The organism is Spirosoma luteolum (assembly GCF_054778875.1).
The window spans coordinates 37228-50791 of record NZ_BAAGZE010000018.1 but is presented as its reverse complement, the minus strand read 5'-3'; the positions used below and the strand labels follow the sequence as shown (position 1 = coordinate 50791).

Annotated in this window: 12 protein-coding genes and 1 tRNA gene; 12 read left to right on the top strand and 1 reads right to left on the bottom strand. The window is 59.1% G+C overall.

What is annotated here, in order from left to right; genetic code table 11:
• The first annotated feature begins 65 nt into the window (after window positions 1–65).
• The 12 genes from ACYVAC_RS16785 to ACYVAC_RS16730 all read left to right on the top strand — a co-directional run bounded on the left by ACYVAC_RS16785 (window position 66) and on the right by ACYVAC_RS16730 (window position 10493).
• Window positions 66–833 carry an alpha/beta fold hydrolase gene (locus tag ACYVAC_RS16785; protein ID WP_461098912.1) on the top strand — a complete coding sequence of 256 codons (768 nt, stop codon included), beginning with the start codon at window positions 66–68 and terminating at the stop codon, window positions 831–833.
• A gap of 41 nt (window positions 834–874) precedes the next feature.
• Window positions 875–948: transfer RNA gene (locus ACYVAC_RS16780), tRNA-Pro, on the top strand.
• 274 nt (window positions 949–1222) lie between these two features.
• Window positions 1223–2671 (top strand): anthranilate synthase component I family protein, encoded by a 1449-nt coding sequence (locus ACYVAC_RS16775; protein ID WP_461098911.1) that lies wholly within the window; start codon window positions 1223–1225, stop codon window positions 2669–2671.
• Window positions 2672–2763: 92 nt separating this feature from the next.
• On the top strand, window positions 2764–3330 hold the full coding sequence (locus tag ACYVAC_RS16770; RefSeq protein ID WP_461098910.1) for an anthranilate synthase component II: 567 nt from the start codon (window positions 2764–2766) through the stop codon (window positions 3328–3330).
• A 72-nt stretch (window positions 3331–3402) separates the two neighbouring features.
• The gene (gene trpD, locus ACYVAC_RS16765) at window positions 3403–4389 is read left to right on the top strand and encodes an anthranilate phosphoribosyltransferase (protein WP_461098909.1); all 987 of its coding nucleotides are present in this window, start codon (window positions 3403–3405) and stop codon (window positions 4387–4389) included.
• On the top strand, window positions 4386–5204 hold the full coding sequence (gene trpC / locus ACYVAC_RS16760; protein WP_461098908.1) for an indole-3-glycerol phosphate synthase TrpC: 819 nt from the start codon (window positions 4386–4388) through the stop codon (window positions 5202–5204). Before trpD ends, trpC begins: the two co-directional genes overlap by 4 nt.
• Window positions 5201–5842: a phosphoribosylanthranilate isomerase gene (locus ACYVAC_RS16755; protein WP_461098907.1), complete on the top strand. Its 642-nt coding sequence runs from the start codon at window positions 5201–5203 to the stop codon at window positions 5840–5842. The genes trpC and ACYVAC_RS16755 overlap by 4 nt, the downstream gene beginning before the upstream one ends.
• A gap of 75 nt (window positions 5843–5917) precedes the next feature.
• On the top strand, window positions 5918–7117 hold the full coding sequence (gene trpB, locus ACYVAC_RS16750) for a tryptophan synthase subunit beta (RefSeq protein ID WP_461098906.1): 1200 nt from the start codon (window positions 5918–5920) through the stop codon (window positions 7115–7117).
• Window positions 7118–7191: 74 nt separating this feature from the next.
• On the top strand, window positions 7192–8004 hold the full coding sequence (gene trpA, locus ACYVAC_RS16745; RefSeq protein WP_461098905.1) for a tryptophan synthase subunit alpha: 813 nt from the start codon (window positions 7192–7194) through the stop codon (window positions 8002–8004).
• Window positions 8001–8606 carry a bifunctional phosphoribosyl-AMP cyclohydrolase/phosphoribosyl-ATP diphosphatase HisIE gene (hisIE, locus tag ACYVAC_RS16740; RefSeq protein ID WP_461098904.1) on the top strand — a complete coding sequence of 202 codons (606 nt, stop codon included), beginning with the start codon at window positions 8001–8003 and terminating at the stop codon, window positions 8604–8606. Before trpA ends, hisIE begins: the two co-directional genes overlap by 4 nt.
• Window positions 8607–8682: 76 nt before the next feature.
• Complete coding sequence (locus ACYVAC_RS16735; RefSeq protein WP_461098903.1) at window positions 8683–9018, top strand: phage holin family protein; 336 nt, start codon at window positions 8683–8685, stop codon at window positions 9016–9018.
• Between the two features lie 110 nt (window positions 9019–9128).
• Window positions 9129–10493 (top strand): flavin monoamine oxidase family protein, encoded by a 1365-nt coding sequence (locus ACYVAC_RS16730; RefSeq protein WP_461098902.1) that lies wholly within the window; start codon window positions 9129–9131, stop codon window positions 10491–10493.
• A gap of 1 nt (window position 10494) precedes the next feature.
• Here ACYVAC_RS16730 and ACYVAC_RS16725 read toward each other — a convergent pair whose 3' ends face one another.
• Window positions 10495–13494: a PVC-type heme-binding CxxCH protein gene (locus ACYVAC_RS16725; protein ID WP_461098901.1), complete on the bottom strand. Its 3000-nt coding sequence runs from the start codon at window positions 13492–13494 to the stop codon at window positions 10495–10497.
• Between the last annotated feature and the right edge of the window lie 70 nt (window positions 13495–13564).

Genomic DNA, 13564 nt, shown 5'->3' with positions numbered 1-13564 from the left:
TTGGATTGACCCTAAAAAAAATGCCTTACACCAACCGCTCGACCCAACAACCAGTTATTTGTGGTATGGAATCACCCATTCTGTCTCCAGCCCTCCTCCATACCCTCGAGAGAGGAGAAGGCTCCCTCAGTTTGCTGTTTATGCATTACTTCGGCGGTTCGGCACAGGAGTGGCAACCGTTGTTTTCGCGGCTTGCCAGCCAGTTCCACTGCCTGGCCGTCGACATGCCCGGCCACGGTGAGAGCCCCGATACCGGCTTTTCGGTCGACGACATGGCCGACGCCGTCCTGCAGCTGATCGCCGACCGGAAGCTGACCCGTTTTGTGCTGATTGGCCATTCGATGAGCGGTAAGGTAGCGCTGGCACTGGCGGCCCGGCAACCGGCGGGTCTTGAAGCCCTACTACTGGTAGCGCCGTCGCCCCCGCGTCCCGAGCCCATACCCGACGCAGACCGGCAGCAAATGCTCGATACGCACGGCCAGCGTCAGGCCGCCAGCGATACCGCAGCCAAGATCACGGCCCTGTCTATTACCGATGGCGACCGTGAACAGATCATTCAGGACAATCTCCGCACCAGCCCGGCGGCCTGGACTGCCTGGCTTACGCGCGGCAGCCGTGAAGACATCAGCGATCGGATGAGCGGGGTGCAGGTACCGGTGCATATTCTGGCGGGTACGGCCGATCGGGCGCTGGCGGCTTCAGTACAGCCCGAATTAACGCTGCCTTACCTGCCCGGTGCTACCTTCGAAACGCTGAACGGCGCCGGCCACCTGATCCCGTACGAAGCCCCCGACGCACTGGCTCAGTTCATCATAAAAAAAATAGGGGTCTGAGTGACACCCGATCAACAAAGCCTTTACCTTTGTGTCCCATTCGGGGTGTAGCGCAGCCTGGTAGCGCGCTACGTTCGGGACGTAGAGGTCGTGGGTTCGAATCCCGCCACCCCGACAGTAAAAACAATAGGGGAGCGTAGCGCGCTACGTTCGGGACGTAGAGGTCGTGGCCGGGTCGCCGGTGCGAGTCGAATCCTGCCACCCCGACAACAGTTAACAGTCTGCCATGAATAACTCGGTAAACATGATTTGGTGGTGGCACTCTTCCTATCCGGGATGAGGGTTGCCCCTATGGCTGTTTACACGCAGATACTAAGGCTCACCGTCATCCCGGTGAGCCTTCTTTTTTTTCAACCCGTCACATCACCCTGCCAATCCGTTTCCGACTCATGCCCAGTACCCGCCCCACCTTCCGCGTTGTCAGCCGCCACAAACGCATGCTGGCCGACATTATCACCCCGGTCAGCATCTACCTGCGTATCCGCGACCGCTTTCTGAACAGTATTCTGCTCGAAAGCTCCGACTACCATGGCAACGACAACAGCTTCTCTTACATCGCCTTCGACGCCGTGGCCCGGTTTAGTTACGACCGGCGGGTCGGGCAGCCCGAGGGCGACCTGACCGTGCTGATGCCCGACGGACAGCAAACCGTCGAATCGCTCGAGCCGCATGCTATGCCGGCGGCTCTGCAACAGTTCAAAGACAGTTTTGCCCACGAGAAAGCGCCGTTTCCATTTATTACCAACGGCCTCTTCGGCTACTTCGGCTATCCCGCCGTTCAGAGCTTCGAAGACATTACCCTGCACGCGCCTGTACCAGCCGAGAATCAGCTGCCCGCAGCGGTCTTTACGGTGTACCGCTACGTACTGGCGATCAATCACTTTAAAGACGAGTTGCACCTGTTTGAGCATAGCTACCTGCGCGATGGCGAAACCGAAGCCAGCAGCACTCTCGACGATATCAGTGACCTGATCACGGGCCGCAACTACCCAACCTACTCCTTCGATACCACCGGCCCCGAAACGTCGAACTTCAACGACGACGCGTTCCGGGCGGTTATTCAGAAAGGGAAAGATCACTGCCAGCGGGGCGATGTGTTCCAGATTGTGCTGTCGCGTCGTTTCTCGACCCCCTTCATGGGCGACGAGTTCAACGTGTACCGGGCCCTGCGCTCGCTCAACCCCTCGCCCTACCTGTTCTACTTCGACTACGGCAATTACAAACTGTTTGGCTCGTCGCCCGAGTCGCAGATTGTGGTGAAGAACCGGCAGGCCACCATTTACCCCATTGCCGGCACTTTCCGGCGGACGGGCGACGACGCCCGCGACGCCGAACTGGCCCAGAAACTCTACGACGACCCCAAAGAATCGGCCGAGCACGTCATGCTGGTCGACCTGGCCCGTAACGACCTGAGCCGCAACTGCGATGTGGTGAAGGTAGAGACCTTCAAGGAGGTGCAGTACTACTCACACGTAATTCACCTCGTATCGAAGGTGGTGGGCGAACTGACCGCCGATGCCGATCCGCTCCAGATTGTAGCCGAGACTTTCCCGGCCGGTACGCTTTCAGGCGCCCCCAAGCACAATGCCATGCAACTGATCGACCGCTACGAAAACCTCAGCCGCAGCTTCTATTCGGGCAGCATCGGCTACATGGGCTTCGATGGCGAGTTCAACCATGCCATTATGATCCGGACGTTTATGAGCAAAGACAACACGCTGTATTACCAGGCCGGAGCGGGCGTGGTAGCCAAGTCGGTGGTCGAAAGCGAATTACAGGAGGTACACAACAAGCTGGCGGCTCTGCGCACAGCCATCGAACAGGCCAAAACGATTTAATTTTCAGAGGGACAGAGATAAGACAAAAGAAGAAAGATAGTCTCAACTGGAACTCTCTCTTCTCGTTCATCTCTCTTCTTTCATCTCATACTATGAAACTCCTCGTTCTCGATAATTACGATTCCTTTACCTACAACCTGGTCTACATCCTGCGGGAGCTTGGCCAGCGTCCTGAGGTAATCCGCAACGATAAGATTACGCTCGACGCCGTAGCGCAGTACGACAAAATCCTGCTCTCGCCCGGCCCCGGTATCCCATCCGAAGCGGGCATCATGCAGGATTTGGTGCGCGAATACGGGCCAACCAGGAGTATTCTGGGCATCTGCCTGGGTCACCAGGGCATCGGCGAAGTGTACGGGGCCCGGCTGGCGAATCTGGGCGACGTGCTGCATGGGGTTGCGCATGCCGCCACGGTAGTCGATTCGTCGGAGCCCCTGTTCCGGAATATCCCCCCCGACCTGACGGTGGGGCGGTACCACTCCTGGACCGTGCTGCCCGACACCCTGCCCGATGAACTGCGCATCACCGCCGTTGATGAGCAGGGGCGGGTGATGGGGCTCGCGCACACCCGGCACGACGTGCGGGGCCTGCAGTTCCACCCCGAATCAGTGCTGACCCAGCATGGTGTTCAAATGATCAAAAACTGGCTTGTAAACTAATCAGTGACTTGTGAATGAGCGATTGAGTGGCCTTGTTCGCTCAATCACTCATTCACTCATTCACAATCGACCATGAAATCAATCTTAAATCACCTGTTTGAGTATAAGTCGCTTACGAAAGAGCAGGCCGGGCAAGTGCTGCTCGGCATTGGCCGGGGCGAGTACAACTCGGCACAGATCGCGTCGTTTCTGACCGTTTACATGATGCGCAGCCTACGCGTGGAGGAACTGGAAGGTTTCCGCGATGCCATGCTGGAGCTGTGTCTGGCCATCGACCTGAGCGCCTACGACCCCATGGACCTGTGCGGCACCGGGGGCGACGGTAAAGACACGTTCAACATCTCCACGCTCTCGTCGTTTGTGGTGGCCGGGGCGGGGCAGCGGGTGGCTAAACATGGTAACCACGGTGTTTCTTCGCTCGTTGGCTCATCGACGGTGATGGAGTATCTGGGCTACCAGTTTACCAACGACCGGGCCGAGCTGGAACGCAAGATGGACACCGCCGGCATCTGTTTTCTGCACGCGCCCCTGTTCCATCCGGCCATGAAAAACGTGGCCCCCATCCGGAAAGAATTGGGAGTTAAGACGTTTTTCAACGTGCTGGGTCCCATGATCAATCCGGCCAGACCCCGCAAACAGCTCGTTGGGGTGTTTAGCCTTGAATTGGCGCGATTATATGCGTACCTTTATCAGCAAACAGACAAGCAGTTTATGATCCTGCACGCGCTGGATGGTTACGATGAAATCTCGCTGACGGGCCCCTTCAAAGTAATCAGTAACACCAATGAGCAGGTGATGACGCCGATTCAGCTGGGCCTGGACACCCTTACGCCCGATCGGCTGGCGGGTGGTCAGACGCTGCAGGAGTCGGCTCAGATTTTTCTGAACGTACTGAACGACGTGGCAACGCCGGCCCAGAAGCAGGCCGTACTGGCCAACTCGGCCATGGCCCTGCTGGCCGCAGGCAAAGCCACCACTACCGATGATGCCATCGCCATGGCGCGTGAGTCGCTCGAAAGCAAGCGGGCGCTGGCGTGTTTTAAGCAACTTATAGCATGACCATTTTAGACGAAATTGTGGCCCGGAAACGCATCGAAGTAGCCGAACGACAGGCGGTTACTCCTGTTTCGGCCCTCGAAGCCCTGCCCGACTTCAAACGCCCCTGCCTGTCGGCCCGTAACGCCATCCAGGATCTCTACTCGACCGGCATCATCGCCGAATTCAAACGCCGGTCGCCGTCTAAAGGCATCATCAACGCAGCGGCCGATGTTACGGCCACCACGCAGGGTTACGTACGCGCCGGCGCAGCGGTGCTCTCGGTGCTGACCGACGAGCCTTTCTTTGGCGGCACGCCCGCCGATCTGCAGGCAGCACGCCTGGCCAACCCGGGAACACCCATTCTGCGGAAGGACTTTGTCATCGACGGCTACCAGCTGGTCGAAGCCAAAGCCTGGGGTGCCGATCTGGTTCTGCTGATCGCAGCCTGCCTGTCGCCCGCCGAAATCCGCGACCTGAGTGTACAGGCACAGGAGCTGGGCATGCAGGTACTGCTTGAGGTACACGACGAAGCCGAACTCGAGGCCAGCCTCACCAGTTCGGTCGATCTGGTAGGCGTTAACAACCGAAACCTTAAAACCTTCGTTACATCAGTCGACACCTCGCTGCGACTGGTCGATCTGATTCCGGACACCTACGTAAAAGTGGCCGAAAGCGGGCTGCACGAAGCAGCCACGCTGCTGACGCTCCGCGATGCCGGATTCGATGGCTTTCTGATTGGCGAAGCGTTCATGAAAACAGCCGATCCTGCAGCAGCGCTGGCCGGGTTCGTCGATGTCTACACCAGTTCCAGTCCCTCTAACTCGTATTTGCCATGAAACTCAAAGTGTGTGGTCTGCGTGACGCCGACAACCTGAAAGCGATTGCCGCGCTCAACCCCGACTTCGTTGGATTTATTTTCTACGATCAGTCGCCCCGGTTTGTGGGCGACGACCTGGATGAAGCGTTGGTAAAATCCCTGCCGCGGTCGATCCGGAAAGTAGGCGTGTTTGTCAACGCCAGTCCGGATTTCATCCTGCGCATGGTGAAGCGATACGACTTTCAGTATGTTCAGCTGCATGGCAACGAGACGCCAGAGTTTTGCCGTAGCATGCGCAATCGAGGGGTCAATATCATCAAGGCCTTTCGGGTCGATGAGTCGTTCAACTTCTCGATGCTCAACAACTTCAAAGCGCAGTGTGATTTCTTCCTGTTCGATGCCAAGGGCGATCAGCCCGGCGGTAACGGCGTTGCCTTCGACTGGTCGATCCTGAATCGGTACGATAACGAAAAGCCGTTTTTCATCAGCGGAGGCATTGGTCTCGACAACATCGATCAAATCGATGCCCTCAAAGGCATGAAGTTATACGGCGTCGATGTCAACAGCCAGGTCGAAATTGAGCCGGGTCTGAAAGACGTCGCCAAAGTAAAGGAATTGCTCGACCGGCTGCGGCCGATCGAAGAAGAAGCGCTCTGACTGGTGTCAGAACGTCGTTTACCGGGTTAGTGTCCGATGACTCTGCGAGCCTCGGGCAAAGAAGCATTGAGATTTATGCAAACGACACTCGATTCGTCGACCTCATTTGAGGTGACCGATACCGGCTTTTATGGCCATTTTGGCGGGGCTTTCATTCCCGAAATGCTCTACCCCAATGTCGAAGAACTTCGGCAGAATTACCTCCAGATCATGGCCGATCCCGCCTTTCAGGCCGAGTTCTGGCAGTTGCTGGAGGAGTACGTAGGCCGGCCAACCCCGCTATTTCTGGCCAAACGGCTCTCGGCCAAACTGGGGGCCCAGATCTACCTGAAGCGGGAAGACCTCTGCCACACAGGCGCCCACAAAATCAACAATACCATCGGGCAGATTCTGGTGGCGCAGCGGCTCGGCAAAAAGCGCATTGTGGCCGAAACGGGCGCGGGGCAACACGGCGTTGCCACGGCTACCGTTTGCGCGCTGATGGGGCTGGAATGTATCGTGTACATGGGCTCAGTCGACATGGAGCGGCAAAAACCCAACGTCGACCGGATGCGTATGCTGGGGGCGAAGGTCGTACCAGCCACAAGCGGCAGCCAGACCCTGAAAGATGCCACCAATGAAGCCATGCGGCACTGGATTAACAATCCGGTCGATACACACTACATCATTGGCTCGGTCGTAGGGCCACACCCATACCCCGACATGGTGGCTCGCTTCCAGTCGGTTATTTCGGAGGAGATCCGCAAGCAACTCTTTGCAAAAACGGGTAGCGAAAACCCCGATTACGTGGTTGCCTGCGTGGGGGGCGGCAGCAATGCCGCCGGCGCGTTTTTCCACTTTCTCAACGAACCCTCGGTACGGCTCGTGGCCGCCGAAGCCGCCGGTCTGGGCGTCTCGTCGGGCCATTCGGCCGCTACAACGAGCTTGGGAAAACCCGGTGTGCTGCACGGCAGCCGCACCATTCTGATGCAAACCGACGATGGCCAAGTTATCGAGCCCTACTCGATTTCGGCTGGACTCGATTATCCTGGCATTGGTCCGCTGCATGCCCACCTGTTCGACTCGAAGCGGGGCGATTTCTACGCCATCACAGACGAGGAAGCCCTGGCCGCCGGATTCGAACTAAGCAAACTTGAAGGCATTATTCCAGCCCTCGAAACGGCCCACGCACTGGCCGCGCTCGACAAGATGTCGCTCAAACCCGACGATGTAGTGGTGGTCTGCCTCTCGGGGCGGGGTGACAAAGACCTGGCAACCTACTCCAAACACCTGTAGGCCCTGGCGACCTGCCGGCTCGTGTATTCGTCTTTTGCCCCCGTCTGCCGGCGGGGGGCCATACTCCATTTGCTATGACACAGGAACAGATTCAAAACCGCATTCCGGCACTTTTCTCGCAGAAAAACAACCGGCTGCTCAATGTATATTTTACGGCTGGCTACCCCACGCTCAACGATACACGGACTATTCTGCGCGGTTTGCAGGATGCCGGCGTCGATCTGGTTGAGATTGGCATGCCGTATTCCGATCCCGTTGCCGACGGCGAAACCATACAACGCAGCAACGATCAGGCGCTGGCCAACGGTATGTCGATCAAGCTGCTGTTTGACCAGCTGGCCGGCTGCCGCGACGAACTGACCGTGCCGATTCTGCTCATGGGCTACATCAATCCGGTGTTGCAGTACGGCGTCGAGAATTTCTGCCGCAAATGCCGCGAAGTCGGCGTAGACGGCGTTATTCTGCCCGATCTGCCGCTCGATCTGTTTCTGGCCGACTACGCAGCGACGTTCCGGGCGTATGGCATCCTGAACGTACACCTCATTACGCCACAGACCACCGACGAGCGCATCCGGTTTATCGACCGCGAATCCGACGGGTTTATCTACATGGTATCGTCGGCAAGCATTACCGGCTCGGTGAAAGGCATCAGTGATGGCATGCGGGCGTATTTCGAGCGGATCGAAGCGATGGATCTGCGCAACCCCCGCCTGATCGGCTTCGGCATCAGCGACCACGAAACCTTCGATACGGCGTCTGAATTTGCCAATGGCGCCATTGTAGGCAGTGCATTTATCCGGCATTTGCAGGAACACGGCCCCTCGGCCGACAGCATCCGGGCCTTTGTGCAGACGATTCGGCCCCAAGCGGCTACCTTTGTGGCATGAATTCCGATATCTCATTCGATAAATCGCCCGACGGACTCGTTCCCGCCGTTATTCAGGATGCCGAAACCGGCAAAGTGCTGATGTTGGGCTACATGAACCGCGAGGCTTACGATAAAACCCGGGCCGATAACATCGTTACGTTCTATAGCCGCAGTAAACAGCGGCTCTGGACCAAGGGCGAAACGTCGGGCAATTTTCTGCACGTTCGCTCGATACGGGTCGACTGCGACGGCGATACCCTGCTCATCAAGACCGATCCGGCCGGACCCGTTTGCCACACGGGCGCCGATACCTGCTTCGAGGAGACCAACCGGGGCCGGGGGCAGTTTCTAAACTACCTGCAGGGGGTGATCCACGACCGGCGCGTGAACCCTACCGACAAATCGTACACTACCAGTCTGTTTGGCAGGGGTGTCAACAAGATTGCGCAGAAGGTAGGGGAGGAAGCCGTAGAGCTGGTTATCGAAGCCAAAGACGACAACGATGATCTGTTCAAAGGCGAAGCAGCCGACCTGCTGTTTCACTTTCTGGTGCTGCTCGAGCAGAAGAATATGGATCTCGACGATATCGTGGCGGTCTTACAGGCCCGGCACGCCCGCTAGGCGGTAAAACATTGGCGGGCTGTTTGGTGTTCGTGATGCTGAGTATCACTTAAATTCACTACCAACTTTCACCACCATGGGTTTACTCATTCGTATTCTGATCAGTGCTGTTGCCGTGTACGTGGCCAGCATGGTTATCCCAGGCATACAGGTTACGGGCGGGGCATCGACCTACCTCATCGTTGCCATCGTGCTGGGGCTGCTTAACGCCTTCGTTAAACCGATTCTAACTATCCTGACCATCCCCATTACTGTGATGACCCTGGGCCTGTTCCTGCTGGTTATCAACGTACTGATGGTCTATCTGGCGGCATCGCTCGTGTCGGGCTTTGCGGTAACGGGCGTCATTGCCGCCCTGCTGTTCAGTATTGTTGTATCGCTGATTACATCGTTGCTCGACGCCATTTTTTAGCCGACAGCCGTTTTGGCAAAAGCAGCACGGGCCCGGGCATTTGCCTGGGCCCGTGCTGCTTTTGTGTATGGGAGTTTTTACGTAGGTTACCGGCCTGACTATCCTGTCCTATGCCTACCCCATCGTCTTCGACGCTCTACGACGTTATTGTTGTGGGAGCGGGTTATGCTGGCCTGACCGCTACCCATGAGCTGGTAAAGGCCGGTAAAAACACCCTGCTGCTCGAAGCCCGCGACCGCATCGGCGGCCGGGTCTGGACGCAGTGTTTCGACGACGGCTCCTATGTCGATCTGGGGGGTGCCTGGGTCGGCCCGACGCAGGACCGCCTGTATGCACTGGCCCGCGAATTTGGTGTGGAAACCTTCCCGACCTACGACACGGGCCAGAGTACGCAGTATTTCCGGCAGCGTGTCAAACGCTACAAGGGCCTGATACCACCGCTCCCCATCGGTGCCCTGCTCAGCCTCGACCGGGCCATCAAAAAATTAAACAAGCTGTCTAAAGCGGTTGATCTGTCGGCACCCTGGCAAACACCCGATGCGGCCAAACTCGACGCGATGACGCTGGCATCGTGGATAACGCAACACGTTCCGTTTCGGGTGGCACGACAGTTTCTGACCATTGCTGCCGAGGCTGTATGGGCCGCCGATCCGGCCGAAATCTCGCTCCTGCACGCCCTCTTCTACATCCGCTCGGGACGCGATCTCGACACCCTGATGAACGTGAAGGATGGCGCCCAGCAGGAACGCTTTGTGGGCGGTGCCCAGACGACGGCCGACCGCCTGGCCGACACCTTTCGCGAGCGGCTGCGGCTGAATTCTCCCGTCCGGCGCATCGAACAACAGCCCGATCAGGTGCTGCTAACCACGCCAACGGATACCTATGCCGCCAGACGGGTCATTCTGGCGGTGCCGCCCATGCTGGTCAACCGGATCGATTTTGAGCCCGCGCTCCCCATCCAGCGTCAGCAGCTGCAGCAGCGGGTGCCCATGGGATCGGTCTGGAAATGCTACGGCATCTACGAACGGCCTTTCTGGCGCGATCAGGGGCTCAATGGGCTGGCTGCCACGCCCGATGGTCACGTTACCGTGACATTCGACAATTCGCCGAACGATGGCAGCCGGGGCATTCTGATGGGCTTCGTGCTAGGTAATCAGGCCAAGGCGTTTTCGCTGCTGACCGACGCTGAACGACAGGCATCGGCACTCGATTCTTTCGCCCGGTTCTTCGGGGAGGAAGCCCGCCGACCCGTCCGCTACCTCGATCACTCGTTTCTGAACGAAGAATGGTCGGGGGGCTGCTATGCCGGTCTGATGGGCCCCGGTGTCTGGACTACCCTCGGCCATGCCCTGCGCGAACCAGTGGGTCGCCTGCACTGGGCCGGCACCGAAACCGCTGACGTATGGAATGGCTACATCGACGGTGCCGTTCGATCGGGCGAGCGGGCCGCCCACGAAGTGCTCGATCAGTTGTAGTTTACAGCCTGAGCAGATACGCCGTTATATCGGCCACCTGTTGCGGACTCAGTTTAAGTGTCTGTGCGCTTGGCATCAGGCTGTTACCCAGCTGACGCCGGTTGGTGATCGCGCTGGTCTGAATGGTGTGCTTCTGACCCGTCACCCCTTTCACTACCACGGTTTGGGGGCCATCGCTCAGCAAAAACCCGTAGAACGTCTGACCACTGGCGGTGGCAATAAGCCAGGGTTCGTAGCCGGCGGTGGTGCGCGCAGCCGGATAGAGCATCGACTCAACCAGTGCCTGCGGATCGCCGGGCTGGGGCAGACTGGTCAGCGATGGACCAACGTCGACCCCCTGTTGCCCGATGCGGTGGCAACGGGCGCAGCTGGTTCTGAATAACTGCTGACCGGTCGACGCATTGCCAGTCAGCGCCAGCACCTCGTCGACGGCAGCCCTGACCGGGCGCGTACCCGATACCGCCGAAACGGTCGATTTATCGGTCACTACAGGGTCGGCGGGGGTTGGACGAGACGCTTCGGACACGGGTCGGGGCGTTGCTACGGGCCGGGCGGGTGGCGCTACGGCAGTAGACTCGGCCACGACGGGTGCCGGTGCGGTCGGTTTTGGGGGCGTTACGGTCACTGTGCCGGCCAGTGCGCGGATGGCGGGATCGGTACTTTTGCCCAGTGTTGTCACAATGAGCCGCTGCATGGCGTTCGAAAGCCCGCCACCAGCAATCAGCCGGGTCATGGTTTCGGCGCCATCATAGCGCCGGGCCATTACCCGGATTACGTCATATTTTTCGTTGTAGGTTTTGGTTTTACTCAGCAGCACGGCCTGCTCATCGGCCCAGTCTGTTGCGTCTGTTGGCTGGGCCTCGCTGGTGCGGACCGGTGCCGGGCTGACCGGGCGGTTCTCGGCTGGGCGTTCAGCCGAGGGTCGATTCCCCGACGGTACTGCGTTTTTGGCCGGTTGCCGGGCTGGCCGGGCTGCCACGGGCTGACGTGAACGATTGACCCAGCTGGCCGCTTTGGCCGCAACGGCCTTATCTGTTGACCGGGACAACTCCGCAACAGCGGCCGCGGCCCCATCGGTACCGATGGCTTCCAGCGTCGACAAGGCCAGCAAACGCGCTTCGGTCGGCAACGACTCGGCATTGGCGCGCCGTTTCAGCGGCTCGATTGCCTGCGACGGGTGGAGCGCCCACACCACACTGGCGTTGCGCGGGCTCCAGGCCAGCGGATCTGGTCCCAGTGCAGGCAGCAGATCGCCGTATAGCTCGTTTTCTTTGCCGTCGGCGGCTTCGCTGATGGCGTTCAGGTAGAAGGCATCCTGCCCATCGTATCCCTGCACCAGATTGAGCAGAATTCGCCGGCAATCATCGTAGGGCATGTCGCGCACAGCCACGGCCACTTCGCGCCGAACCGCTACACTCTGATCGATCGACAGATTACCCAGCAGTGGCAGAAGCACCTGCTGTGATGCCGTTAGGGCCGGATTGGATTTTGAGTTTTCGGGGGTAATGCTGCGTAGCGCCCGTAGCGCCACTACCCGTGTCTGGGCATCGGCCGACTTCAGCTGTCCCTCTACCTCAAACTGCCCCGCCGGGCCTAGTAATGCCAGTGCGAAGATAGCCCGGGCCCGCTGGTAGGCATTGAGCGAATTAAGCAGACCCGACAAGGCCTCCACCGCATCGTCGCCTTGACGCCGGAGCGCGTCGACTGCCTGCACACGAATATGCGGGGCCGGACTCATCAGCGCCTGTACCTGCCCGCCGGTGGTACGCAGGTCGAGTGTTGGCAGTCGCAGGGAGCGTCCTTTGGGGGTAATCCGGTAAATACGGCCCGTATCGCCATCCCAGGCCGCTATGTAAACAGCGCCGTCGGGCCCGATGGCAAGCGCGTGCGGCTGAAACGATGCCGCAGCACCGGCTTCGGTGGTGACAAATTCGATCGGGTTGAGCCGATAGCCGGCCCCGCTGATTTCGGGCTTGTAGGCCGTTACACGGCCCTGGGCTGCGTCGGCAGCCAGCAACACACCCCGGTACGCCGTGCCCAGCTGGTCTCCTTCATACATGATCAGGTCTGTAGGGCGAGCTGCGGGGAGCCGTTCTCCCACGGGCATTACACCCGGTCGTGACTCCTGAGCGTTACCCATAGCACCATCACGCTGATAGAAGCCGGCGTTACCTCCCTCCATCACCCAGCCAATATGCCCCGCCTGCACAGCTGTAGGGCCATCCTGCTGCCACAGATTACCGTACGAGTCAATTGCTACGGCCTGACTGTTCTGAAAGTTATGGGCCAGCACTCTCAGGCCGGACCCGTCGGGCCGAACTTGCATTGTAAGCCCGCCCAGCCATTGGCGGCCGTCTGTACTCACCCGCCCCTGCGCATTTTCTACGGCACGGGTGCCGTTGCCGGCCTGCAAGTTCCAGCCATCGCGGTCCATTACCGAATGCGGTCCGCCATCGCCAACGGTCAGGTAGTACATGCCACTGGGGCCGGTACTGATCTGGTGCAGCCCATTGGTTTTGCCCGCCCCACCGAAACCTGTCAGCAGTGCCTCCCCCTGGTCTACTACGTCATCACCGTTTTCGTCGGTGTACTGCAGTAAATCGGGCGTACTGGCTACCAGTACCTTTGTACCCAGCACGGCGATACCTTCAGGACTACGCAGACGGGCTTCCTGAGCAAATACAGTTCGGGTATCGGCCCGGCCATCGTTATTACGATCGGTCAGGATAACCACGCGGCCGGCAGACGCGCTGCCCGGTTCGGCCGGGTCAGGGCCCGATTCGGTGATCCAGACCCGACCGCGCGCGTCGACGTCCATGCCCAGGGGGCGGTTCATCAGGGGCGACTCAGCCCAGAGCGTGGCCTCCAGGTCGGGTGGCAGCAGGAGGGAAGGACCATCCGCCAGTCCGGGCGCCGGTGCCCGAAGCGGTATGAGCGCGAGCAGGCCCGCAGCTGTCAGAACAAGTGGAAAAAGCGCAATGGAACGGGGCAATAAACACATAGACAACGCGTGAAATGGCCCCCTGTCGGGCCGTCATTAAGCAGGCAGCACGGCATCAGAAACCGGGTTT